Source organism: Bradyrhizobium sp. Ken51 (assembly GCF_055807435.1).
Map to the genome: position 1 here is coordinate 1 of NZ_JBVVPB010000039.1, position 23,601 is coordinate 23,601.

The following is a 23,601-nucleotide window of genomic DNA, read 5'->3' on the forward strand; positions in this document are numbered from 1 at the left end:
GCAGCTTGCGCCCTTCCAGTCGCAAAGAAGGTGTCGCGGAACGCAGCGGAGAGGCAGCAGCCTAAGCAATTCAGCAAACAGCAGCTTTACGAGATACTGGCTGAAGCGGTCAAAAATACCGGCTAAGAGGTCACCGCGAGCGCCGTTGCGCTGCGCTCAGTATTCGGCTCGGCTCGGCAGTTCGGGGGTCGTGCACCTTCCCAAGTTCGTCTGCTTCGGGTCACAAGCGGTCCTGCACCGGCTGCGCGCGGCAGGTCGGCTCGGGCCAAGATGCGACGTCCCCGATTGATGAGCTTCCAGTATGAACGGCACAAAAAGCCCGGATCGTGCCGGAGCTTTGGAATGCACAATGATCAGTACTTCGCGATAGCGGAACCGCCGACTCGTGGCTCAGAGGCCCGGTTGCGGGTCTACACGGTTCCCCAATTAACAAATGACCAGAACGTTCCTCACGCAGATCGGACACGTGTGTCTGGCGCGCTACAGCAAATCCGGTGAGGTGGGGTAGCGTTTGGCACACGTTCTTAAACCTGAGAGACTCGAAATGAAAAAGTTCCTTCTCGCTACTGTCGCTTTCGCCGCCTTAGCGGGTACAGCATCGGCAGCTGATATGGCCGCGCGTCCTTACACCAAAGCCCCACCGATGGAGGCCTCGCCGATTTACAACTGGACCGGCTTTTACATCGGCGGTCACGTCGGCGGCGCATTCGGCGGCAGCAACAACATTCTGGCCCCCGGCTTCACCGGCACCAACAGCAACGATGGTGTGTTCATGGGCGGCGTGCAGGTCGGTTACGACCATCAGTTCTCACCGAACTGGGTGCTGGGCATCGAGGCGAACTACAGCTTCCTCGACACCAATGACAATGCCTTCGTCAACCGTGGGCTCGGTTCGGTCACCGGTCGCCTCGGCTACACCTGGGGTCCGGCGCTGCTGTACGTCAAAGGCGGCTATGCCTGGGCCGACTCCCGCCTTACGAACGGCTTCGGCGGCGGCACATTCACCAACAGCGGCGGTGGTCGCGACGGCTACACCGTGGGCGGTGGTCTCGAATACATGTTCGCCCAGAACTGGTCAGGCAAGGTCGAATATCAGTACTACGACTTTGGCACGCGGAACGCTCTCTTCACCAGCGCCGGTGGTGTTGTTACCGCCGTCGGCTTCCGCAATGACGAGCACACCATCAAGGCCGGCCTGAACTACCGGTTCAATTGGGGTGCCGCCTCGGCTTCTCGTTACTGACGGCTTACGTAATATACTCAAAGGGCCAGCCATACGGGCTGGCCCTTTCTCCTAAGCCGGAATGGCTGGCGCGAGTTGGCGCCTTGCGGTTTTGCCAAGCTCTCCAGCAACTACTCGAGGTCAGCTACCGGGCAACAGCGGTCCGCGACCGGCTGCGCGCGGCAAGCTGTGGACCAGAAGCGGACATATGAATTGAAAGAGAAGCCGGGCCCCAACGGGTACGCGGATGCACTTGCTTGCGCTGACGGCGCGGCAGTCCTGGCATTCACTTGGCTGCGAGCCAACTCCGCAGCGGAGCAGTTCGTCCGCTCCTTTGCCGCCCGAGCCAGAGAGCAGATGGCATCACTTGCCGTCCAATGCGCCTTCGAGCCCATCGAACACACTTGCATGTCTGATGCATGGTGGAGCAACCTGAAGCGCCCGATGCGAGCCGCACTTCCCGAGCGGGTCAGGCGCGCAAATTCCCTGGCTTACCGCCGCTCGCCCCGTTGCTTATCCTATCGCATACATTATGCAGACTGGCGTGTTGCGGACATCCGTGGTCACAGCATTCCCTGAGAGCGACCAAGGCCCTCCCCCTCACCTCTCCACCGGCACCCCCGCCCCGCGATGATACCGGCTGGAAAAGAACACCAGCGGCGTGGTGTCGCGATGGTCGCAGGTCGAGACTTCGGCGATGATCAGCGTGTGGTCGCCGACATCGACGTGCCGGGTCACCTCGCAGCCGAACCAGGCGATGCATCCCCGAAGGCGTGGCAGGCCGTCCACGATGTCGTAATCCGGACTGGCGCCGGTGTGCGGCTGGCTCGCGAAATGCCGCGACAGGTCGCGGCCATGGTCGGGCAGGACGTTGACGCAATAGCGTCCGGTCGCGGAGATCGCCCGGTGCATCCGGCCGAGCATGATGGAGACCAGCACGGTCGGCGGCGACAGGCTGACAGTGACAAAGCTGTTTGCAGTCATGCCGCAGACACGGCCGTGCTCGTCCAGCGCAGTCAGTACTGCGACGCCGGTCGCAAAGCGCGACGCGGCTTCGCGGAACGACGCCGGATTGGCGCGTTGCATCTCAGTCTCCGCTCGCGAGGTGGAGGAGCGTTGCACTATCGATCGTCACGCACTGGCTCTGACGGGCTCAGGCGGCGCCGACATGCGTTCGATCCAGGCCTGGATGCGCTGCGGTGTCGAGATGCGGTCCCATTGACGGTCCGGGAAGTTGAAATTCTCGGTGAACTCGTTTGCCAGCGCGGGATTCTGGCTCATCGCGCCGATCAGCATACCGAGCGCGTCCGTCGGCGGCTGCAGCATCACGTTGGTCCAGCGCGACGCCGCCAGCACGCGATCCTGCCGCCTCAGATCGATCTTCTCGCAAAGACGCGCGTCGAGCGCGTCGGAATGGACGATCTCCTCGCCGAGCACGAAGGCGGCATAGGAGGCGATATTGGCGCCCTGGCCCATCATGGGATCGACAATGGCATGGACGTCGCCGAGCGCGATCGCGCATTTGCCGTCGTCGAACTCGACCACCGTGTGGCGCACCGTCGGCACCACACCGCCTTGCAGCAGATCCTGCGGCTGCGCCAGATCGAAGCGCGCCGTGTCGATCCGATCGTAGGTCGTCGGGTGATGCTTCTCCAGCTTGCCCAGCAGCACCTTCAAAAAGTGCTTCGGGTTGTCGTCGTAGCTGAGCGTCGCCAGCTCTTCCATGTCGCCGCCCGGCACGTTTTCCATCAGCAGCGCGTTGGCAACACCGCCGAAGGTGACGGTCGGGATCACGATCATCTCGCCGTGCCCGGGTGACACCGAGAGCGTGACATTCATGGGATCGGGCTGCCGCACGCCGGTGTAGAGCCCGACGCACAGTCGCCGTTGCGGCTGCGAATAGGGCGTGTGCTCCGGACGGTAGGTGAAGAGCTGGCCCAGCGGCCCCTTGCCGGTCGAGACGACCAGCAGGTCGAAGCGGGCGACCAGCGGACGGATGTCGCGCTCTTCGATGCGGCGGTATTCGATCCTGCCGCCGCGGCTGACGAAGTCCTTCATCAACGCGGGAAGATAGATCCGATAGTCGACGGCGCGGCTCGGCTTCGAGAAGTCACCGCGAAAGCTCAGCGGCTGCGGAAAATTGAAGACGTGATCGTGGTAGTAATAATGATCCTTCGGATCGGTCCAGTGATTGACGCCGAGATAGTCCTCGCGCGCGATCGTCACGTGGTGATGCGCGACGGTGTTGAGCAACCGGATATTGCGATAATCATCAGGCGGCCGGTCGGTGATGACAGTGGCGTCCACGCCATGCTTCTGCAGGTAGAGCGCGAGATGCAGCCCGGCGATTCCGGCGCCGATGATGCCGATGTTGCGTGCCACCGTCGTGTCCTCCCCTGTGATTGTTCGTTTCGAGGAAGCCTAGCCGCCCGCTGTGTTGCACACTACGGAATAAATGGGATATAATTTATTCCGGATCGGAATGAATGATGAACCGGATCGATTGCCTACGCGCGTTCGTTCGCACCCTCGAGGGCGGCAGCTTCTCGGCTGCGGCCAAGGAGCTCGGCATCGGTCAGCCCGCCATCAGCAAGCGCATCGCGATGCTGGAAGGCGAATTCGGCACGCAGCTGTTTTTGCGCACGACGCGCACGCTGAAACCGACGGCTGACGCGCACCGGATCTACGATCTCGCGCGGCAGATTCTCGACAGCTTCGACATGGCGCGATCGAGTGTCGAACAGGCAGCGCCCCGCCCCGCCGGCACGCTCCGGATTGGCGTGCCATCTTCGTTCGGGCGACGCTACATGATGCCGGTCATCGCCGAGTATGTCCGGAATTATCCGGAGGTTCGGGTCGACATCCGCTTCAGCGAGCGCTTCGTCAATCTGGTGGAAGAAGGCATTGAGCTCGCGTTGAGGATTGGAAATCTGGAGGCGAGCACGCTGGTGGCCCGCCGGCTCGGCACCGTGCAGCGCTATCTGGTCGCGACACCCACCTATCTGCATGGCCGTCCGATGCCGCGGACGCCGGATGATCTCGGCTCACACCAGTGCATCGTCTATTCGCGCATGACGCCGGCGCAGCAATGGGTCTTCGAATCCGAGCATGGCCGTCACGTCGCATCCATCAACGGCCCCATCCACGTCGACGATGCCGACGCGATGCAGGAGGCAACGATGCATCATCTCGGCATCGCCATCCTGCCCGAGTGGAACGCGGCGGACGGCCTCCGCAGCGGCGAGCTCGAGCATCTGCTTCCGGACTACGCCATCGCCGCACTGCCCCTGCATGCGGTCTATCCGGAGACGCAGTGGATGTCGCTGCGCGCGCGAAGCTTCCTGAACCTCCTGGTCGAACGCGCCGAGCACTTCGCGCCGGCCTCGTCGCATACCCGTACCGCCAGCGCCGGCGGTTGACGCCATCCCGGCCATCATTAGATGACGCCCATGAAAAAGATCGGATTTCTCTCCTTCGGGCACTGGACGCCCTCGCCGCAATCGCAGACCCGCTCGGCCGCGGACACGCTGCTGCAATCGATCGAGCTTGCGGTTGCGGCGGAAGAACTCGGCGCCGACGGCGCCTATTTCCGTGTGCACCATTTCGCGCGGCAGCTCGCCTCGCCCTTTCCGCTGCTTGCCGCCGTCGGCGCCAGGACCAGCAAGATCGAGATCGGCACGGCCGTGATCGACATGCGCTACGAGAACCCGCTCTACATGGCGGAGGACGCAGGCTCTGCCGATCTCATTGCCGGTGGGCGCCTTCAGCTCGGCATCAGCCGCGGCTCGCCCGAGCAGGTGATCGATGGCTGGCGCTATTTCGGCTACCAGCCCGCCGATGGCGAGAGCGACGCCGACATGGGCCGGCGTCATGCCGAGGTTTTTCTCGACATCTTGCGCGGCGAAGGTTTTGCAAAACCCAACCCGCAGCCGATGTTCCCAAATCCGCCGGGGCTGTTGCGGCTCGAGCCCCATGCGGAAGGCCTGCGCGAACGAATCTGGTGGGGTGCCGGCTCGAACGCGACGGCGGTCTGGGCCGCCAAGCACGGCATGAATCTGCAGAGCTCGACGCTGAAGAACGACGAGACCGGCGAAGCCTTCCATGTGCAGCAGGCCGCGCAGATCCGTAGCTATCGCGCAGCCTGGAAAGAGGCCGGCCACCCCCGCGAGCCCCGCGTGTCCGTCAGCCGCAGCATCTTCGCGCTGATCGACGATCGCGACCGCGCCTATTTCGGCTCCGAGCGCGGCGGCGAAGACCAGATCGGCTTCATCGACCCGCGCACCCGCGCGATCTTCGGCCGCTCCTATGCGGCAGAGCCGGATGTGCTGATCGAGCAGCTCCGGCAGGACGAGGCGATCGCGGAGGCGGATACGTTGCTGCTCACGATCCCGAACCAGCTGGGCGTCGACTATTGCGCGCACGCCATCGAGGCGATCCTCACGCACGTGGCGCCGGCGCTCGGGTGGCGATGACGGGAAGGGCAAAGCCAGGTCCGTGTGACCCCGACGGGAGCCGCAGTCGCACGACCTGAAGTCGCGGTTGACTTCAGTCACTACCCTGACAATGATGCTGCCGGGGATTTGGAATTCATCAGGGGCGAAAATGCGGGGTGGTTATCTGGGGGCTCTGGTCGTGGCCGCGTGTCTTGCGGGCTGCGCATCGGGGCCGATGGGCAGTGCGGCTCTCACTGACAACGTCAAGTCAAATACTGCACGGCTTGTGGTCTATCGGACGTCGGCGCTGGGATTTGCGGTTCAGCCCAACTATGTGGTCGACGGGCGCGTGATTGGCGGCAGCCAGGCCGCAGGATTCGTGGCGTGCGAGCTGCCTCCGGGCCGCCACGAGGTCGCCGTCAACAATCTGCCGCTGAGCACCAACCTGTTCGGACAGGGCAGCGAGAAGGTGAGCCTCGATCTGCGCGCCGGCAGCACGACCTATCTCTCCGCCCAGCCGCAGATGGGGATCGTGACACCAGGCGCGATCACGCTGATCCAGGTCACGGAGGACCAGGGTCGCGCGGACGTCGCCAGCCTGCATCAGAGCAACGGGTCGTGCGGCAAGGCGTGATTCGAATCGTTCCGCTCTCGAAGCGCTGATGAGACGCCTTGCCCTGACGATCATCCTGCGTCTTGGCCGCTACGCCGTTCTTCCGGTCGTGGCACTGGCCTGCGTGATGCTGGCTGTCTGGCTGATGGCAATGGATCGTTACACGGTCGCGACGCTGGCGACCGCACCAATCGTGTTCTCCATATTCACGGCCGCGGTGGCGGTCGCCATTGGCCTGCTGCTCCTGCCCACGCCAAAGCATCGGAGTTTCGAGGCGAGCGAGGAGACCGCCCCAGGCCTCTGGGCGGCGTGGAAGGAGCTCGACCATGGCTTCGTCCGATCCAACCGCAGCTTGCGGATCGACACCAATTTCAACGCATCGATCAGCGAGGTCAGCCGATACGCCGGGCTGTTCGGGCGGCAGATCACGATGATCGTCGGCCTGCCACTGCTGATCATCCTGGATGAGCGTGCAGTTCGCGCGGTCATCGCCCATGAAGTGGCCCATGCCCGGCTTCGCCATACTTCGGGAAGCATCAACCTTTCGGATTTCATCGCGGCCTCCGAGAACGTGCTGTTCTACGCCGATCCGGACCACACCATCACGGGACGCATTGCCCGAGCCCTGCTCCGCTCCATGCTCGAATGGCTCGACAGGGAATATCGCACCCTGTCGCGAGAGAACGAGCTTTACGCCGATCTCGGGGCCGCCGAACAAGTTGGCCGCGCCGAGATGGCGCGGGCGCTGGTCCTGATGGAGGCGTGCGGAACGCGTCTCACCGATCTCATCTACGCCCCTTTGGAGAAAGAGGTGCTGGGCGCCATCCATGCACCCCGCCCGCCCTTCGAGCGCGTCTCGAACCAGCTCGGGGACATCAGGGCGCCTGAGCCGATGACCGCGGCTGCCGTCGCCGGCCTGACGCGCGAGCACGATCCGGACGCGACGCACCCGCCCTTTGCCAAGCGGCTTGCCAATCTCGGATACACCGGCGTTCCCGATATTGGCGACATCGAGACATCCGCTATCGAGCAGCTTCTCTCGCAGGGCGCGGCAAAGGACATCGCGGCCCGCTTCGACGACGAATGGCGGAAAAAGGCGCGGGCTTGGGTGACCGTCGGCTGGTGAGCTACGGGCTACGTCGCGGGCTGGTAGTGTGCCAGCTGCTCCGGGTCGGCATCCGGAGCCGAGACCGTCTGCGCCCTGATGTGGCTGCCGATGACCAGCCCGGTGAGCGAGAGCATGAGCCCAAGCGCCAGCGGCGCGAACAAGGCCTCTTCCTGAAACAATCCATTCAGCAGCACGACCATGACGCCGAAGCCTGCGAGCCCCTGCGTCAAATATCCGGAGAACGCATAAAGACGCCAGGCCTTCAGCGCCACCGCGAAATGAAACGCCAGCGGAACGAGGGCCGCGATGCCCATCTGGTACAGCAGGACGCCGATCGCACTCTCGACGGCGCCGTTGGTCGTTCCGGCGGCCTGCGCGGCGCTCCAGTCGATCGAGAAATAGTCGTCCGACAGATTTCCGCCAACTCCCAGGCCGCGGCCAAACGGCTTTTCGAGAAATCCGTTCAAGCCGCCCATGAGGCCAAGAACGTGATAGTCGCCGATCTGCAAGCCAACGCGGATCGCGGCAATTGCAAACACGATCAACGCCACGAAGCCGAGCCATAGCGTCACCACGGCGCCGAGCAGACGGGTCGATATCCAGGCCGCAGCCACGAAAGCCACCACGATGAGCGCTCCCTTGACGCTGCAAACGATCAGCAGCGGCAACGCCACAAGGGCCAGAACCGGCCGTCCTACCGAAAAAAGGAAAAGCCCGAAAAAAGCGATCCCGTACGCGAAGCTGATCGGGTGCATATTCGGTCCATGGATGCGGAGGATCTTCGACAGGCCGAACCCTTCGAGCAGGGGCGTATTGAGAAAGTCGAAGCTGAAGCGATCCTTCAGATCGACCGGTACGTTGCCGGTAGCGCGCATCTCGGCTTCCCAAACGCCGGAACGGGCCGCCTTGAGCTCGTCGAAACCCCAGAACGTGTAGCCGTTGGTTATGGCCAGCCAGAAATCCCGAAACGCAAACTCGACGTATCCGCACAGGATCAGAATGGCTCCAAGCGTCACCAGGAATGGCGTGGCGCGAACCTCATAGGTCGCGGCCGTCAGCAGCGAGAGCTGGAACAGGAACAGCGGCAGCACGATGTTGCGCAGATAGACCGTTGCCGCCTGGCCATCCTGCACGAAGCCGATCGCAAAATACAACGACACCACGGCGAGGGTCACGACACCCCAGCGCATGATTTGATTGACGTCCGTCGACCTGTTCCTTTGGCCGGCGACGTACAGCCCAAACGTCGTCAGCCACATCACGGAGCAGACGAGAAAATTGTAGCCTTTGATGAAGTCCAGGTCGGACGGCGCCGAAATCAGCGGCGACAGGATCGAGACGAAAAGGTTCTGGAAAAACAGGACGAAGATAGCGATGGCCGGCGCGTAGGTTGGAACCGCAACCACGATGGCGATGGCGACGAGAACTTCGACGGTCAGAGACAGGACCGGGCTCGCCACGTGCAGGACCGGCACAAAGCCGATGGTTGCGATGGCGATGCAGAGCGTCGGGATCAGCTCGCGCCAAGGCGAACGTGAAGGCGAACGCGTTGGCTCGGGACAGCCCGCCTGCACGGCTTGAAGATGCGGTGAGGTCCCGCCACTCATGACTCGTCCTTTGGCGCAGCGCGGCGGCCACGATAGCGGCAGGAAGCGTAAGGATTCGTTAACGATGGCGGACCGGGTTCAGCGCCGGCCGGGCCTGGTCGCGCCGAGCAGCGCGCGCATGACGTCGGGATCGGGCTTGCCTGTGCCGTTTTCGAGCAGGCCGAATCCCTGCGCCAGCTCCCAATGCGTCCAGCCCCAGCAATGCGCCCGCGCATATGCGGTCACGGCCGCGAGCCAGCGCGCGCGGCTGTCCCGGGGTGCCGCGGCTTTCAACACGCCAAATTCGTTGATGATGATCGGGCGCGAAAATTGCTGCTGCCACGCGATCGCGGGCTCGAGCCAGCGGCTGACATCCGGCTTGTCCCTGGCGACGGCAATCGCCGTGTCGAGCATGCCGAGCGCCTTCGTCGCGCCTCTGTCCTGCAAGTCCCGGCGGAGCGCCCGAACCCCGGGATCGCCGGCGCTGATCGGATAAGGCAGATCCGTGATGTCGTGCAGCGGATCCTGCACGTCCCAATGGCCCTGGTGTGTGAACACCATGGGATCGTAGAAATGGATGGCGTAGACGACGTTTGGATCCGGCAACGGGCGAAACCGCGGCAGCGAGTCGGCGCGTTGCCAATCGACCGGGCCGACGATCAGCGTGGTCGCGGGAAGCAATTGTCGAACGAAGGCAGCGAGCGTTTCGACCTGCTTTTGCCATCTATCGGCTTCGATGTCGGGCTCATTGAGCAGCTCGGCAAAGACGCGGTCGGCCGGAAACGATTGAATGACCCGCGCGAGCGTGCCCCATGCATCCTCCAGCTCGCGCAGCGACGCGTCGGCGTCGTCCTTGTGCAGGCGATTGAAACGATCGCCGGGATGAAGATCGACGGAGATTGAATAGCCGAGCGAGATGAGCTGCTTCAATGCCTTGTCGAGCGCCCGGAGCGTCTCATCGCGTTCCGCGTTCGAGGTGAAGCGCAGCATCACGCGCTCGGCCGGTACCGGCAAGCGGACATGACTCATCCCTGCCTTGCGAAGTTGCTGCAGCAACTCGCGAGTTGGAGGCGCGGATTTTTCGCCATTGATCCAGCCGTCGGCATTGAACCCGCGCGACAGCGCGGCGAGCCTGTCCGGCGCGACGGTCTGCGGGACAGGCACGCAAGTTTCGGCCGATGCCACTGATGCGAGCGACATTGGCATCAAGATCGTAGACAGCAAGATCGTGGAGAGGAGCAGACGACGGCACGTCGCCATCGTCAAATCGCCCTGCTAAGCGGGCCGCCGCCGGGGTGAGGCGCGGCAGAGCCCGCGGGCGCGTGATTGACGACGAGGCCGGTCGCGATGGTGTCGTACTTCGATAGCGCGGCGGTCACCCGTCGCATCGCCGCCGAACCGAGCTCGCCGGCGCGCACCACCGGGATGATCAGGTCCGCGTGCGCGGCGAGCGCGATCGCATCTGGCTGCAAGGCAAGATTGTTCGCATGGACGATGATCAGGTCGAACTCCGAGCGAATGTCGTCCTGTGGCCGCGCATTGGCCTTCCTGCCGGCGCTCAGCAGCTCGTCGATCGACTGGAGCCCCGCAGTGGTGGAGCCGTCCTGCCATTCGGTCACCGGCGGCTGGGCGCCCGCGAATTCCGGCTGCAGCCTTATCAGCACGCTCATCATCCCGCGATTGACCGCCGCGCGGTTGAGGGAGCGCGCAACGGTGTTGCCGCCCGCGCTCTTGCCGACCGACAGCACGAGTGCGACCTTGCAGCCACGCACCGGGGCACGATCGATACGCTCGAGCAGCGGACGCAAGTAAGTGCCGAGATCGAGCTCGGCTGTGGCGGCAATCGGTCGTTGCCAGACAGTGTTGGGCGCAGCTCCCGACATCAGTTCGGGAATGCGGGACCAGACCGGAAGGTTCGGCATCGCCTCGGGTTGCTGCACGGCCGGAGCCGGACGCTGGACTTGCCGCTTGAGCATCTCCCTCGCCTCCGCATGCGCCGGCGTTCGAGCCGGAGCCTCGGCAGGATCGGACTTGTCGGACATGCTCGTCATTGCCGCAACCGCAGCGGTTGACGTCAGCAGCGAGCCGATCGCGAGCGCGGCGAGCAGCAGCGCGAGCGGCGGACGCGTGGAGCGCAGCGGCGGGATCGCGGGCGAGGCGATCTTGGTCTGCGAGCTCTGAAGCTGACGCTGCTCGTTGGTCGTCTTGAACCGCGACAAGAACTGCTCGTAGATGTTCTTGTTGGCATCGGCATCGCGCTGCAGTTCCTGCAGCTTCACGAGCGCCTGACCGTCCACCAGCATCTGCGTCTCGACCGCCTTGAGCTGCTTCTCCAGCGCAGCCTGCTGCTCGAGCTGGGCCTCGTATTCGGACTTCGCGGTGTCGATGTTCTTCTTGCGCTCGACCTCGATCTGCCTGTTGATGTCAGCCAACTGGCTGTAGGAAATCGCAAGATCAGGATGGCGGTCGCCGTAGACCGCCTTCTTCTGTGCGATCTGGTCGTTCAGGGTCGAGCGCTGCGCGCGCAGCATGCTCAGGAGATCCTGCTTCACCGGACCTTCGACATTGGCCTTGAGATCGCGCTGCACCTGCTCGTAACGCGCCTTGGCTTCCTCGGTGCGCGCGCGAGCGGCGGAGACCTGCTGGTTCAGGTCAGTCACCCGCAATTGCTGGGTGGTGGAATCCTTGCCGGCATTGAGGATCTTGTGCTCGAGCCGGAAGGCTGCGACGGCGTCTTCCGAGACGCGCAGGCGCTCGTTCAGCGCCTTCAGCCGGTCCTTGAGCCAGTCGGCCGCCTCGTCCGTCGCATCGCTGCGGACGCGGCTCTGGGTCGCGACGAACGCCTCTGCGATGGCATTGGCATAATATGCCGCCCGCTCCGCACTGTTCGAGGTGAACGAGATGGCGATGACGTAGGTCAGGCCGCGACGCGAGATATCAAGACGGCTGCGGAGTTTTTCGAGCAGGCGGGTCATGTCGGTATGACCGCCTGCGATATCTTCGTCGTCGGCGATCTTGAGCTTCTCGATCAAGGGCCGGAGAAAGCCGTCCGACTTGGCGATCTCGATCTGGCTCTGAAGCGCAGCGGCGTCCTGGCCGATGCCAGGCAGCACGTCCTGATCCGTGGTGACGCGCAGCTCGCGGGGATCGACCACGACGAGCGCCGTCGCGGCATACCGGACCGGCAGCACCATCAGCACGACGAGGCCGAGCGCGAAAAGTGCCAGCGCCAGCATCAGGATGCGCCGGCCGTTCTCGTGCAGGAAAGAGAACGCGCCGGTGAGGGTCAGCGATCCCTTGATCAGCGCGGGTGCGGTGTTGTCGGGCGTCGCCGCCGCAGCCCGCGGCGCTTCCCACGAAGCCGCGGGCTCCGTCGGGGCGATGCTTCGCGGAGATGCGCTTCTACCGAACGCCATGGAATTGGACTCGAAATCAACTGACAGGCACAGCCTAGAGACTTGCTACACCGTAAATATCCATGGTTAACCCGCGGTTACGGCGGCCGCGAAGCTCGGTAAACGGTTCGTTAAGAGACGACGCACGGCCCTGCGCGTAGAGCGGTCCCGCGCGTCCGGGCACCGGGCGACACCGAATGCACACGCTTACGAATGAGTTTTCTTGTGCGCTTCGACGACCAGGCGCCGGATTATGCCGCGCCGGATCTCAAAACAAAGCGGCGCTGGCAGCCTGTCCGTAGATCATTGCGGCAACCAGAGAGAGCAGCAAGCACGCGCCCGAGAAGATCACGAGGACTTTCAGAGCTTCAACATCAACTTCGGTTCTCGTTCCCGGGATATCGCCTTTGCCAGTGCAGCCATCATCGCCAGCTCCGAACAGGCCGCGTGGAGGCGCGCCTGATTCCCATCGAGTGTCATTGGGCGCGTTTGCGTGTGAAGCAGATTACAGGTGATGTTGCGTGCCGAACCTCACAGGGCAGCGATGCGCGAAGTAGATCCAACCGGATTGTCTCGCCTTCGAGCCATGATGCCGCGGGCAAACAAACGCTGGATAATCCGGCCCTCAAATCCCGCCGGGAAGCTCGACGCCCGCTTCCGTCAGGTCACGGAGGAATTTCCGCACCAGGAGCATGTTGGTTCTCTGCAGCTCGTGATTATTGCCGAACTTGAACTGGTTGGCTTCGGTGACGATCAGTCCCTGGTCGGTCTCGCGGAAAATGCCTTGCTTCTTCAAGCGATCGGCGCGCCGCCGCACGGTTTCGATCGGCAGACCGAAAAAGCGGGACAGGGCGGCACGGGAAACGCCCTGCTTGATCTTGTCCGGCTCGACCGCCTGGATGCTGCCAAATTGCCGGTCCAGTTCGGGGTTCTTCATGATCTTGAGAACGTTGGCGTTCAAGACCGCATGAATGATCATCAAGTCCAGCGGATCGAAATCGTAGTGGCGGAACATTTCGCTGGCTGCGCACAGCATGTAGGCCAGCGAGTGGCGAGAGACGGTTCGGATCAAATCCGACGCGATTTCCTCGCCTTCAGTCGTACCAACCATGGCCAGTGCCCGCTTCTACGGATTTCCGGTTCGACGCCCACAAGCCGGTTCTATGTATCAGTGGCGCACCGCGCGTGAGGCAGGACCGGTCTGCTGTTTCCCCCAATATGGGTATGGTCGCTGTTCCATCGGGTCAATAGCTGGCTTGTCGGCAATATCATTTTCACCGATACGGCGTTGAATTGTCAGGCGCGCAATTGGCGCGTGCCAATTGTGGTCATGGGCCAAATGTCATTTATCATCGAAGCTATTAAAGACGACTGCCGCACCGTGGATTTCCGTGACAGCGCGATCGTTGCGGTGATCGTGGCCCGCAAGCACGCGGTGAATGGTTTTGTGGTTTCGATCACGGCTCCGGACGGGCAGCTTTTTTCCGCCGATCAGTTCAGCCGTTTGCTGACGAGCAAGGGGCTCGGTTCGGACCCGGCAGCGCAGGAAGTTGGGCGGCGCTAAAGCGGGCTTTGTTACGGCACGCGGAATCCTGGAAGCAGTGCAGCGAGTTATAATCGCGACATCGCGTACGCCGCTGGGGATGAAACCGAACGGGTCGGGTGGGGAAATCGGCGCTGATCGCGTATTCCGAAATGGCGCGCCGCGCCCGATGAAGATGGGCACTATTGCTTCGCCGTGGCGCTATGATGCTGTATTCAAAATCACGTCAGAACCCGAAGACGTGTGATCGCCTGTGATTTAGCGCGCTCAAGCGATGGAATCATTAGACCAACAACTTCATGACGGCATCGCTGAGGTCGCCCCTCAGATCAGCCGGTTGTGCGATGAGGCCCGTGACGTATGCGCCGTTAATGATCAGCGCTATTTGTGACGCGGTGCGGTTGGGATCACCGACGCCAAGTTTGCCAAGCACGGCCGCAAGCCTCGTCCGCATTTCCTCCTTGTTGCGCCGGGCGATGACCCGGCCCGGATGGTTGTCGTCAGGAAATTCCGTCGCTAGGTTGAGGAAGGGACAACCGCGATAGGCGGGGTGCGTGATCTGCTTTGCGATACCGGATAGCAAAGCCTCGAGAATAGCGCGTGGATCACCCGCGTGCTGGTCTTCAATACGATCCCACCACGCCCAGAACAACCGATCCTGTTCGGCGGCGAAGGCAGCAATCAAAGCGTCCTTCGATTCAAAAAGGCGATAGAGACTCGTCTTCGAGACACCGGATCGCTCGACGACCGTGTCTACGCCGATGGCGCGGATGCCTTCGCGGTAAAACAGTTCGCTTGCCGTCGCAAGGATACGCTCGCGGGCGCTCACTTCGCCCTTTGGCGGGGCGCCCCGCCGGGGTCGGGTTACTGTCTCCATATCCGCTTGCTCTCGCCTTGGCGACTTATCGTTTGACAATGTTACAGACCTGTCCGTAATATTCAAGTTACTAACAGGTCTGTAACTTTAATGGAGAAATATCGATGCGTGCGATGCAGGCGGAAACGTTCTCCGGCTATGGCGGGCTGCGGCAGATCGAATTGCTCAAACCGAAACCGGCAAAGGACAGGTTGCTGGTTCGCGTCACGGCCGCCGGCGTCACGCCGCTTGATCACACAATTCTGTCGGGTGGGCTGCCCCGGGCGAAGGCGCCGTTGGTGCTCGGCAATGAAGGCGTCGGCGTGATCGAGGATGCCGGCGACTCCGGTTTGGCGGTGGGAAGTCGCGTGATGTTCGCCGGTCCCTATGGCGTTCGCGAAAACGGCGCATGGCAAGAATGGCTGCTGGTGAGCCCCAAAGATGCAGCGCTCGTGCCCGACGCGATCGACAATTTCGTCGCGGCCAGCCTCCCGGTGGCCTATCTGACGGCGCAGATCACGCTGACGCTCGCAGGGTTCAAACCGGGCAAATCGGTGCTGGCTCCGGCAATCGGTGGGTCGGTGGGCAACGCGACCTATCAGCTCGCGCGGGCACAGGGCGCCGGCAAGGTGATTTCAACGGCCGGCAGCGCTGCGAAAGCTGCCAGAGCACGCGAGCTTGGTTTCGAAGACGTGATTGACCTTTCCGCGGAAGATCTTGCCGACGGCGTACGCCGGATAACGGACGGCAAGGGCGTCGACATCGTTATCGATGGCATCGGCGGCACCGTGACCAGTGAGGCGCTGAGCACCCTCACACTCGGCGGTGTCCTGATTACGCTGGGCTATTCCGCCGGACGCAAGACCACGATCGATGTGACAGACCTGATCTGGAAAGGCGCGCGTATGAGCGGTTTCTCTTTGTTCGCCCAGTCACCGCTCGACGTTGCCGCGGCATGGCGGGACATCATTCCGTTGATCGTGGGCGGATCAGTCAAACCTGTCGTCGAGCGGGTCTATCTCCTCGGTGAAGCGGGCGAAGCCCTGCGCCATCTGATCGAGGATCGACCGTTTGGCAAAGTCGTCCTGGCTGGATGATGGACATGCCAACGCTATCCGCACAGCTCCCGCGCGAACGCACAATTCGCTGGGACGATCCGCGAGCCTTGGCCGCAGCAGGTCAGACGATGAGCGGGCGAGATTTCCTCGAAGCTATGCTTCGAGGCGACGTTCCGCTCCCGCCGATCTGCCGTCTGGTCGATTTCAGCATCGACCGAGTTGGGGATGGCAGCGTTGAAATGGTTCTGAAGCCGCAAGAGTCGCAATACAATCCGATCGGCTCAGTCCATGGCGGCATAATCGCCACGGTTCTCGACTCGGTAATGGGCTGCGCCGTCCACACCAAGCTTCCCTTCGGACGGGCGTACACGACGCTGGAGATCAAGGTGAATTACCTCCGGGGCGTCAATCGCGACTCCGGACCAATGAAGGCGGTCGGGCGCGTCATCCATCTGGGCCGGCAGACAGCGATGGCGGAAGCGAGCTTGTCGGATGCGAGTGGCAGGCTTTTCGCCCAGGCGAGCACGACCTGCCTGATCTTCGAGGTGGTACCGGATAGAGAACCGTGACGTCGCATGATCGCTGCCGCCGTGAAAGGTCGGTTGCTGCGAGCTAGTGACTGCTACTTCATCACAGCGCCAACCAGACCAAATCAGAGCTATATAGCTGGTCAAACAGCGCGCGAGCTGTGGGAAAAATGGCGGAGATCAAGATGCGCTTGCGTCGAACGGTAGCCGCAGGCCGTCCATATCGTGCTTTGGCGTAAATGGCGCGCCCGGAACGATTCGAACGTCCGACCCTCAGATTCGTAGTCTGATGCTCTATCCAGCTGAGCTACGGGCGCGTTTTTCGCTGACAGTGCGGGCGTGGCCCGCAGGCAGCCCCCGGCGACGCCGGAGGGGTGCGAAAGAGCGCTCTGACTAACCGCTCTTGCCCCGATTGGCAAGGTCCGGATTGGGGAGATTTTGCCGGGAAATGACGGTTTCCGCGCTCGGCCGCCGGTCGACCTACGCCCGCGCCCGCTCGTTACGGACGGAGAGCAGTTCCACGGGACGGTCGGGAATGACGATGCGGAAGGTGGCGCCGATGGTGCCTTCGACCAGATGAATGTCGCCGCCATGGGCGCGGACCAACTCGGCGGCGATGGCAAGGCCAAGTCCGCTGCCGCCGGGGCGGCCGGAGGTCTGGAACGCCTCGAACAGGTGATCGCGGGTCCTCTGGGGCACGCCGGGGCCGGTGTCGGAGACCTCGAGGATGGCGACCGCGCCCTCGCGTTTTCCCGTGATCCGGATCTGCTGCGCGCCGCCCTCGGCCGACGCATGGCTTTCCAGCGCCTGGGCGGCGTTACGGACGAGGTTGAGCAGCACGCGGAAGAGCTGGTCGGGATCGGCGTCGACCGCGAGCCCGCGCTCGATCGCAGCGACCCAGGAGATCGACGCGTCGGAGGCAAGGCCGGCGGTCTCGCGCACCTCCAGCACCACCGGCTCGATCATGATCATGCGCCGGTCGGGCGCGGCTTCCTGGGCGCGGCCGTAAGACAAGGTCGACTGGCAGAAGGCGATGGCGCGCTCGAGCGAGCGCACGAGTTTTGGCGCAAAGCGCTGCACCCGCGGATCCGGCACGCTGGCGAGCTGGTCCGACAGGAGTTGCGCCGAGGCCAGCAGATTGCGCAGATCGTGATTGATCTTGGAGACGGCGAGGCCGAGGGCGGCAAGCCGGCTCTTCTGATGCAGCATCGACATCAGGTCGCGCTGCATGTCCGACAATTCGCGCTCGGCGACGCCGATCTCGTCGCTGCGCTGGCTCGGCACGATGATCCCCGCCGAACTCTCGGGATTTTCGTGGAAGCCGACCAGGCTCGCGGTCAGCCGGCGCATCGGGCGCACGAAGAGATAATGCATGGCGAGATAGACGAGGCCCGCGGTCAGCACCGCGATGATCAGAGCGACCACCACGACGTTGCGGGAGAACCGGTACATCGACTGCCGCAGCGGCAGCTCGTCGGTGACGATCTCCATGAACTGGGCGTTGCCAACGCCCGGCCCGACGATCCGGATGGCCTGGTTGCCGGTCTCCAGCATCATCCGGAACGAGCCGGTGATCGCCTCCCAGGCCGTCATGTCGCGCAGGTCGATGTCGTGCTCGATGGCGGCGGGCAGATTGTCGCTGGCGAGCAGACGGCGCTGCTGGCCCATCTTGATGGCGACGGCGCGGGCATTGATGCTCTTCAGTATCTCGCGCGAGAGCGAATCGGGGACCATGCCGAGCGGCGCCGCATCGAGCACCAGCGCTGCCGTGTTCGCCGCGGCGACGCGGTCGTTGAGTCGGTTGACCCAGAAGTTGGCGATGGCCGGCACGTAGAGCAGGATGGCCGCGATCATCACCAGGGGAACGGTGAGCAGCAGCAGCTTGCCGGACAGCCCAAGCCCGCGCGTCCCACGCGGCAGCGCCGCCGGCGGGTCCCGCTGATCCCCATCCTGGATCGGCTGGAGGTCTGTCGCTGCCACGAAATTCGCCCTCGCTGCCTTTGCCGGATTAAAGATGTCGCCGGGTGAAGGGATTTGGCGCGTATGAAGATGCGGCCCGCCCTCAGCGCGGTCAAATTACAGATCGTCAATCTGCCAAAGTCGGATGTAAGCGCAGATCTGGCGAGTCGCTACCTCAAGGGTTAAAAACCCCGCACAAACAGCGATATTCGCCGGAATTGAGCGCTTGTGCGGCGTTGACGAAAAGAAGGCGCTCGCTTATAAGCCGGCCAATTGTCCGCGATGACCCGGTGTGAGGCCGGGAGCGGCTCTCTTGGGGCCGAAAAAGGCCCGTTTTGGGCAGCATCTTCCGGACTTTACCATCAATTCTACAGGCAAATTGCCCGGTCAGCGGAGAAAAACCCGTGAAGCGGACTTATCAACCCAGCAAACTGGTGCGCAAGCGCCGTCACGGCTTCCGTGCCCGTCTCGCCACGGCCGGCGGCCGAAAGGTGCTCGCCGCCCGCCGCGCCCGCGGCCGCAAGCGTCTGAGCGCCTGAGCCGGACCCCCTTTTTGGGATTTCATCATGGATCGGCTGAGGCAGCGAGCGGATTTCCTCGCCGTTGCCAATGGCGCGCGGGTGAATAGTCCCGCGTTCGTCCTGCAAAGCCTTGACCGTCAAAGCCTTGACCGAGACGACAGCGGCCCGATCCGGATCGGCTTCACCGTCACCAAAAAGAACGGCAACGCCCCCGAGCGCAATCGCATCCGGCGCCGGCTTCGCGAACTGGTGAAGCGGCTCGATCCGGTGTCGATGCAGCCCCATCATGATTATGTGCTGGTCGGCCGAAGGGACGCGCTCTCGCGCGACTTCGCCACCATGCTCGACGATCTGCGCATGGCGTTCGCGAAGCCCGCGCGGCATACGCACAAGGGACGCGGCCCAAAACCTGGCCAAAAAACCGACGGCCCAAGAACCGACGGCTTAAAGCCCGGCCCCGCTCCTGCGACCAGCCGCAAACCGGATTGATGACGAGAGAATGATGACCGACAACCGCAATACCATCCTCGCCGTCATTCTGTCGGGCTTCGTGCTGATCGCCTGGCAATATTTCTACAACATGCCGGCGATGGAGAAGCAGCGCGCCCAGCAACAGGCGCAGGCCGAACTGCAGAAGACCACGCCGCAGCCGACGGCCCCCGGGACGCCGAGCGCCACGCCGCAGCCCGGCACCGCAGGCGCGCCCTCCGCTCCCCAGGCTGCCAATCAGCCGGGCCAGCCGACCGTCAGCCGCGAGGCGGCGATTGCGGCCTCTCCGCGCGTCAAGATCGATACGCCCCGCCTGACCGGCAGCATTGCCTTGAAGGGCGCGCGCATCGACGATCTTGCGCTGGTGCAGTATCGCGAAACGGTCGACCCGAAGTCGCCGCCGATCGTTCTCTATTCGCCGTCGGGCACCGCAGAACCCTATTATGCAGAATTTGGCTGGGTGGCCGGGACAGGTGGCACAAAGGTGCCAGACCGGACCACCGATTGGCAGCAGGAGGGCACCAACAGCCTGACGCCGTCCACGCCGGTCATGCTGAAATACGACAATGGCGAAGGCCTCACCTTCCGCCGCACCGTCGCGATCGACGACCACTACCTCTTCAGCATCAAGGACGAGGTGACCAATGTCGGCAACGCGCCGGTCAAACTCTTTCCCTTCGCACTGATCTCGCGCCACGGCACGCCGCAGGTCTCGGGCTACTACATCCTGCATGAAGGCCTGATCGGTTACCTGGGCGAGCAGGGCTTGCAGGAGAAGGCCTATAAGGCTGTCGGCGAAGCACCCGCGATCGGCAATGGCGGACACGGGTTCGAATTCAACAACGTCACCAATGCCTGGCTCGGTATTACCGACAAATATTGGGCGTCTGCGCTGCTTCCCGACACGTCGGCAACGCTCAAGGCCCGTTTCGTCGCCGAACCCGGCACCCAGATCCGATACCAGACCGACTATCTGCAGAGCGAGCAGACGGTCCCGATCGGCGGCACGACGACGACGAACACGCGGCTGTTCGCGGGCGCCAAGGAAGCCGGCGTGGTCGGCATCAACTTCCCGCTCGCCGGCCATGGCGGCTACAACAAGGAGCTCGGCCTCAACCATTTCGACCTGCTGATCGACTGGGGCTGGTTCTACTTCATCACCAAGCCGATGTTCCTGGGCCTCGACTTCTTCTACCGCTTCTTCGGCAATTTCGGCATCTCGATCCTGCTCGTGACCGTGATCGTGAAGCTGTTGTTCTTCCCGCTGGCGAACAAATCGTACGCCTCGATGGCGAAGATGAAGTCGGTCCAGCCGCAGCTTCAGGCGCTGAAGGAGCGCTACCCCGACGACAAGGTGAAGCAGCAGCAGGAGATGATGGAGATCTACCGCAAGGAGAAGATCAACCCGGTCGCCGGTTGTCTCCCCGTGGTGATCCAGATCCCGGTGTTCTTCTCGCTCTACAAGGTACTGTTCGTCACCATCGAGATGCGGCACGCGCCGTTCTTCGGCTGGATCAAGGACCTCTCGGCGCCGGACCCGACCAATCTGTTCAACCTGTTCGGGCTGATCCCGTTCGATCCGACCACCATTCCTGTGTTCGGCCACTACCTCGCGCTCGGCATCTGGCCGATCATCATGGGCATCACGATGTGGTTCCAGATGAAGCTGAATCCGACGCCGCCGGATCCGACGCAGCAGATGATCTTCAACTGGATGCCGCTGATCTTCACCTTCATGCTGGCGGGCTTCCCGGCGGGCCTCGTGATCTACTGGGCCTGGAACAACACGCTCTCGGTGCTCCAGCAGAGCTACATCATGCGCCGTAACGGGGTGAAGGTGGAGTTGTTCGACAACATTCGAAACTCCTTCAAAAAAAAACTGACGACTGAGGCGACGTAGCCGTCATTGCGAGGAGCGAAGCGACGAAGCAATCCAGAGTCCCTCCGCGGATGCATTTCTGGATTGCTTCGCTTCGCTCGCAATGACGCGGACAGACAGAAAGCTTTCGCATGAATGACGACAAGGATGCGAAGCTGATCGAGGTCGGGCGAAAGCTGTTCACGCGCGACTGGCAGTTCATCTGGGCTTCGCCCTCAACTGAAACGCTGCCGCCGATGGCGGGGCTGGAGATCGCCTTTGCCGGCCGCTCCAATGTCGGCAAGTCCAGCCTGATCAACGCGCTGACCGGCCGCAACGCGCTCGCGCGCACCTCCCATACGCCGGGTCGCACCCAGGAGCTGATCTTCTTCGAGGTCCCCGGCAAAACCGAGCTGCGCCTCGTCGACATGCCCGGCTATGGCTATGCCAAGGCGCCGAAGAGCCAGGTCGCGTCCTGGACCGAGCTGATCCACAAATTCCTGCTCGGACGCGCCAGCCTCGCGCGCGTCTACGTGCTGGTCGACGCGCGGCACGGCCTCAAGGACGTCGATCTCGAAGTCCTGAAGACGCTCGATCGCTCCGCGGTCAGCTACCAGCTCGTGCTGACCAAGGCCGACCAGATCAAGGCCACCGAGCTTCAATCGCGCATCGTCGAGACCGAGGCCGCGCTCGCCAAACGTCCGGCCGCGTTCCCCAACGTGCTCGCGACCTCGTCACGGAGCGCGACTGGGATGGCCGAGCTGCGCGCCGCGATCGCAAAGTTGCTGGAAGAGCGGACCTCGTGATGGCGGCATTCCGCCTGCTGATCGCGCTTGCCGGTCTGATGGGCGCTGCCGGCGTCGCACTGGCCGCTGCCTCCGCGCATGGCGGCGATACGAGCCGGCTCGCAGCCGCAAGCACCATGCTGCTGTTTCATGCAACTGCCATACTCGCGGCCGTCGCCCTGCTCGGACGCGGCCTTCTGCACGACGGAATTGGCATCATCGCCGCGTCCGGCTTCGCAGCCGGCGCCGCGCTGTTCGCGGGCGACCTCACCTTGCGGCAATATGCCGGCCATTCGCTGTTTCCCTATGCGGCGCCGACGGGTGGATCGGTGATGATTCTGAGCTGGCTGGCGGTGACGCTCGCTGCGGTGGTGGTGAAGAAATAAGTCTCGTGCCCCGGACGCCGCGCAGCGCTTCAGCGGTGCGCTGCTGAGCCGGGGCCCATGCCGCTTCTGGATCCCGGCTCAGCGGCGCGGCACTGCGCGCCGCACCGCGTCCGGGACACGAGAGCGGCATGCCAGCCACACTTTGCGCCCCGCCCGCCAATCGGATAGAACGCGGCCCGAGTATCCCGCCAGCGAGATCCGCCTCATGACCGAAATCTCTCCGCTCGACCAGGCCCGCATCCTGTCCGAAGCGCTGCCGCACATGCAGCAGTATGACGAGGAAACCATCGTCATCAAGTATGGCGGCCATGCCATGGGCGACGAGGAGACCGCGAAGAATTTTGCCCGCGACATCGTGCTGCTCGAGCAGACCGCGATCAATCCCGTGGTGGTGCATGGCGGCGGGCCGCAGATCGCGACCATGCTCAAGCGCCTCGGCATCGTCTCGGAATTCGCCGCCGGCCTGCGCATCACCGACGCCGCGACCATCGAGATCGTCGAGATGGTGCTTGCCGGCTCCGTCAACAAGCAGATCGTCGGCTACATCAACGAGGCCGGCGGCAAGGCCGTGGGCCTGTCCGGCAAGGACGCCAACATGGTGAAGGCGTCCAAGACGACGCGCACCATCATGGATCCGGACTCGCACATCGAGAAGGCGGTCGATCTCGGCTTCGTCGGCGATCCCGAGAAAGTCGATCTCACGCTGCTCAACCAGCTGATCGGCTATGAGCTGATTCCGGTGCTCGCGCCGCTCGCGACCTCGAAAGAGGGCCAGACGCTGAACGTCAACGCCGACACTTTCGCGGGTGCCGTGGCCGGCGCGCTGAAGGCAAAGCGGCTGCTGCTGCTCACCGACGTGCCGGGCGTGCTCGACAAGTCCAAGAAGCTGATCCCGCAGCTCTCGGTCAAGGACGCGCGGAAGCTGATCGCCGACGGCACCATTTCCGGCGGCATGATCCCGAAGGTCGAGACCTGCATCTACGCGCTCGAACAGGGCGTGGAGGGCGTCGTCATCATCGACGGCAAGATGCAGCATGCGGTGCTGCTCGAGCTCTTCACCAACACGGGCACGGGAACGCTGATCCACAAGTGAGAGATGAGGCGCCACGCATGAAAGCCGTCATGGCCGGGCAACAGCGCGAAGCGCGTCTTCGCGAAGATGTCCCGGCCATCCACGACCTTTCTTCTGGTGGCAAAGACGTGGATGCCCGGGACAAGCCCGGGCGTGACGAGCGGAGAGCTCGGCGGCACGGTCGTTCCGC

Annotated in this window: 23 protein-coding genes and 1 tRNA gene; 15 read left to right on the forward strand and 9 right to left on the reverse strand. The window is 63.3% G+C overall.

Annotation, left to right across the window (positions count from 1 at the left end):
* Positions 1-544: 544 nt before the first annotated feature.
* Positions 545-1,243: an outer membrane protein gene (locus tag AC0L27_RS36015; protein WP_354254236.1), complete on the forward strand. Its 699-nt coding sequence runs from the start codon at positions 545-547 to the stop codon at positions 1,241-1,243.
* Between the two features lie 579 nt (positions 1,244-1,822).
* Here the strand turns inward: AC0L27_RS36015 and styB are convergent.
* Both styB and styA read right to left on the reverse strand, forming a co-directional pair.
* Positions 1,823-2,308: a styrene monooxygenase NADH-dependent flavin reductase subunit StyB gene (gene styB / locus AC0L27_RS36020; protein ID WP_354206418.1), complete on the reverse strand. Its 486-nt coding sequence runs from the start codon at positions 2,306-2,308 to the stop codon at positions 1,823-1,825.
* Positions 2,309-2,353: 45 nt separating this feature from the next.
* Entirely contained in the window at positions 2,354-3,604 is a 1,251-nt protein-coding gene (gene styA, locus AC0L27_RS36025) for a styrene monooxygenase subunit StyA (protein WP_354206416.1), read from the reverse strand.
* 107 nt (positions 3,605-3,711) lie between these two features.
* Between styA and AC0L27_RS36030 the strand changes: the two genes are divergently transcribed.
* The 4 genes from AC0L27_RS36030 to AC0L27_RS36045 all read left to right on the forward strand — a co-directional run bounded on the left by AC0L27_RS36030 (position 3,712) and on the right by AC0L27_RS36045 (position 7,394).
* Positions 3,712-4,641, forward strand: coding sequence for a LysR family transcriptional regulator (locus AC0L27_RS36030; RefSeq protein WP_473322516.1), 930 nt, complete (start codon positions 3,712-3,714; stop codon positions 4,639-4,641).
* A gap of 30 nt (positions 4,642-4,671) precedes the next feature.
* Complete coding sequence (locus tag AC0L27_RS36035) at positions 4,672-5,694, forward strand: LLM class flavin-dependent oxidoreductase (protein ID WP_354206414.1); 1,023 nt, start codon at positions 4,672-4,674, stop codon at positions 5,692-5,694.
* Between the two features lie 130 nt (positions 5,695-5,824).
* Positions 5,825-6,289 (forward strand): DUF2846 domain-containing protein, encoded by a 465-nt coding sequence (locus AC0L27_RS36040; protein ID WP_354064140.1) that lies wholly within the window; start codon positions 5,825-5,827, stop codon positions 6,287-6,289.
* Between the two features lie 28 nt (positions 6,290-6,317).
* Entirely contained in the window at positions 6,318-7,394 is a 1,077-nt protein-coding gene (locus AC0L27_RS36045; protein ID WP_354206411.1) for a M48 family metallopeptidase, read from the forward strand.
* Between the two features lie 8 nt (positions 7,395-7,402).
* Here AC0L27_RS36045 and AC0L27_RS36050 read toward each other — a convergent pair whose 3' ends face one another.
* The 3 genes from AC0L27_RS36050 to AC0L27_RS36060 all read right to left on the reverse strand — a co-directional run bounded on the left by AC0L27_RS36050 (position 7,403) and on the right by AC0L27_RS36060 (position 12,378).
* On the reverse strand, positions 7,403-8,983 hold the full coding sequence (locus AC0L27_RS36050; RefSeq protein ID WP_354254239.1) for a hypothetical protein: 1,581 nt from the start codon (positions 8,981-8,983) through the stop codon (positions 7,403-7,405).
* A gap of 78 nt (positions 8,984-9,061) precedes the next feature.
* Positions 9,062-10,126, reverse strand: a complete 1,065-nt coding sequence (locus AC0L27_RS36055; protein WP_354206407.1) for a glycoside hydrolase family 5 protein — start codon at positions 10,124-10,126, stop codon at positions 9,062-9,064.
* A 98-nt stretch (positions 10,127-10,224) separates the two neighbouring features.
* Positions 10,225-12,378, reverse strand: a complete 2,154-nt coding sequence (locus AC0L27_RS36060; RefSeq protein ID WP_354254241.1) for a GumC family protein — start codon at positions 12,376-12,378, stop codon at positions 10,225-10,227.
* A 232-nt stretch (positions 12,379-12,610) separates the two neighbouring features.
* On the opposite strand from AC0L27_RS36060, the gene AC0L27_RS36065 reads away from it, so the two are divergent.
* Positions 12,611-12,820, forward strand: coding sequence for a hypothetical protein (locus tag AC0L27_RS36065; RefSeq protein WP_354206403.1), 210 nt, complete (start codon positions 12,611-12,613; stop codon positions 12,818-12,820).
* A gap of 162 nt (positions 12,821-12,982) precedes the next feature.
* On the opposite strand, the gene AC0L27_RS36070 is transcribed toward AC0L27_RS36065, so the two are convergent.
* Complete coding sequence (locus AC0L27_RS36070; protein ID WP_354206401.1) at positions 12,983-13,468, reverse strand: hypothetical protein; 486 nt, start codon at positions 13,466-13,468, stop codon at positions 12,983-12,985.
* Between the two features lie 228 nt (positions 13,469-13,696).
* Between AC0L27_RS36070 and AC0L27_RS36075 the strand changes: the two genes are divergently transcribed.
* Positions 13,697-13,921: a hypothetical protein gene (locus tag AC0L27_RS36075; RefSeq protein ID WP_275172819.1), complete on the forward strand. Its 225-nt coding sequence runs from the start codon at positions 13,697-13,699 to the stop codon at positions 13,919-13,921.
* 262 nt (positions 13,922-14,183) lie between these two features.
* Here AC0L27_RS36075 and AC0L27_RS36080 read toward each other — a convergent pair whose 3' ends face one another.
* Positions 14,184-14,729, reverse strand: a complete 546-nt coding sequence (locus tag AC0L27_RS36080; protein WP_354206398.1) for a TetR/AcrR family transcriptional regulator — start codon at positions 14,727-14,729, stop codon at positions 14,184-14,186.
* A 152-nt stretch (positions 14,730-14,881) separates the two neighbouring features.
* On the opposite strand from AC0L27_RS36080, the gene AC0L27_RS36085 reads away from it, so the two are divergent.
* Both AC0L27_RS36085 and AC0L27_RS36090 read left to right on the forward strand, forming a co-directional pair.
* Positions 14,882-15,853, forward strand: coding sequence for a quinone oxidoreductase family protein (locus AC0L27_RS36085; protein WP_354206396.1), 972 nt, complete (start codon positions 14,882-14,884; stop codon positions 15,851-15,853).
* A 5-nt stretch (positions 15,854-15,858) separates the two neighbouring features.
* On the forward strand, positions 15,859-16,383 hold the full coding sequence (locus tag AC0L27_RS36090; RefSeq protein ID WP_354254242.1) for a PaaI family thioesterase: 525 nt from the start codon (positions 15,859-15,861) through the stop codon (positions 16,381-16,383).
* 198 nt (positions 16,384-16,581) lie between these two features.
* Here AC0L27_RS36090 and AC0L27_RS36095 read toward each other — a convergent pair.
* Together AC0L27_RS36095 and AC0L27_RS36100 are read right to left on the reverse strand one after the other, a co-directional pair.
* Positions 16,582-16,658: transfer RNA gene (locus AC0L27_RS36095), tRNA-Arg, on the reverse strand.
* 163 nt (positions 16,659-16,821) lie between these two features.
* Positions 16,822-18,321 carry a HAMP domain-containing sensor histidine kinase gene (locus tag AC0L27_RS36100; RefSeq protein WP_354206287.1) on the reverse strand — a complete coding sequence of 500 codons (1,500 nt, stop codon included), beginning with the start codon at positions 18,319-18,321 and terminating at the stop codon, positions 16,822-16,824.
* Between the two features lie 383 nt (positions 18,322-18,704).
* On the opposite strand from AC0L27_RS36100, the gene rpmH reads away from it, so the two are divergent.
* The 6 genes from rpmH (at position 18,705) to argB (ending at position 23,432) form a co-directional block, all read left to right on the forward strand.
* Positions 18,705-18,839 (forward strand): 50S ribosomal protein L34, encoded by a 135-nt coding sequence (rpmH, locus tag AC0L27_RS36105; protein ID WP_008542748.1) that lies wholly within the window; start codon positions 18,705-18,707, stop codon positions 18,837-18,839.
* Between the two features lie 27 nt (positions 18,840-18,866).
* Positions 18,867-19,310 carry a ribonuclease P protein component gene (rnpA, locus tag AC0L27_RS36110; protein ID WP_354206285.1) on the forward strand — a complete coding sequence of 148 codons (444 nt, stop codon included), beginning with the start codon at positions 18,867-18,869 and terminating at the stop codon, positions 19,308-19,310.
* Between the two features lie 13 nt (positions 19,311-19,323).
* Positions 19,324-21,210, forward strand: a complete 1,887-nt coding sequence (gene yidC / locus AC0L27_RS36115; protein ID WP_354206283.1) for a membrane protein insertase YidC — start codon at positions 19,324-19,326, stop codon at positions 21,208-21,210.
* Between the two features lie 110 nt (positions 21,211-21,320).
* Positions 21,321-21,974 carry a ribosome biogenesis GTP-binding protein YihA/YsxC gene (gene yihA / locus AC0L27_RS36120; protein ID WP_275172865.1) on the forward strand — a complete coding sequence of 218 codons (654 nt, stop codon included), beginning with the start codon at positions 21,321-21,323 and terminating at the stop codon, positions 21,972-21,974.
* Positions 21,974-22,339: a DUF423 domain-containing protein gene (locus AC0L27_RS36125; protein ID WP_354206281.1), complete on the forward strand. Its 366-nt coding sequence runs from the start codon at positions 21,974-21,976 to the stop codon at positions 22,337-22,339. Before yihA ends, AC0L27_RS36125 begins: the two co-directional genes overlap by 1 nt.
* Positions 22,340-22,544: 205 nt before the next feature.
* Positions 22,545-23,432 (forward strand): acetylglutamate kinase, encoded by an 888-nt coding sequence (gene argB / locus AC0L27_RS36130; protein ID WP_007597683.1) that lies wholly within the window; start codon positions 22,545-22,547, stop codon positions 23,430-23,432.
* Positions 23,433-23,601 lie beyond the last annotated feature (169 nt).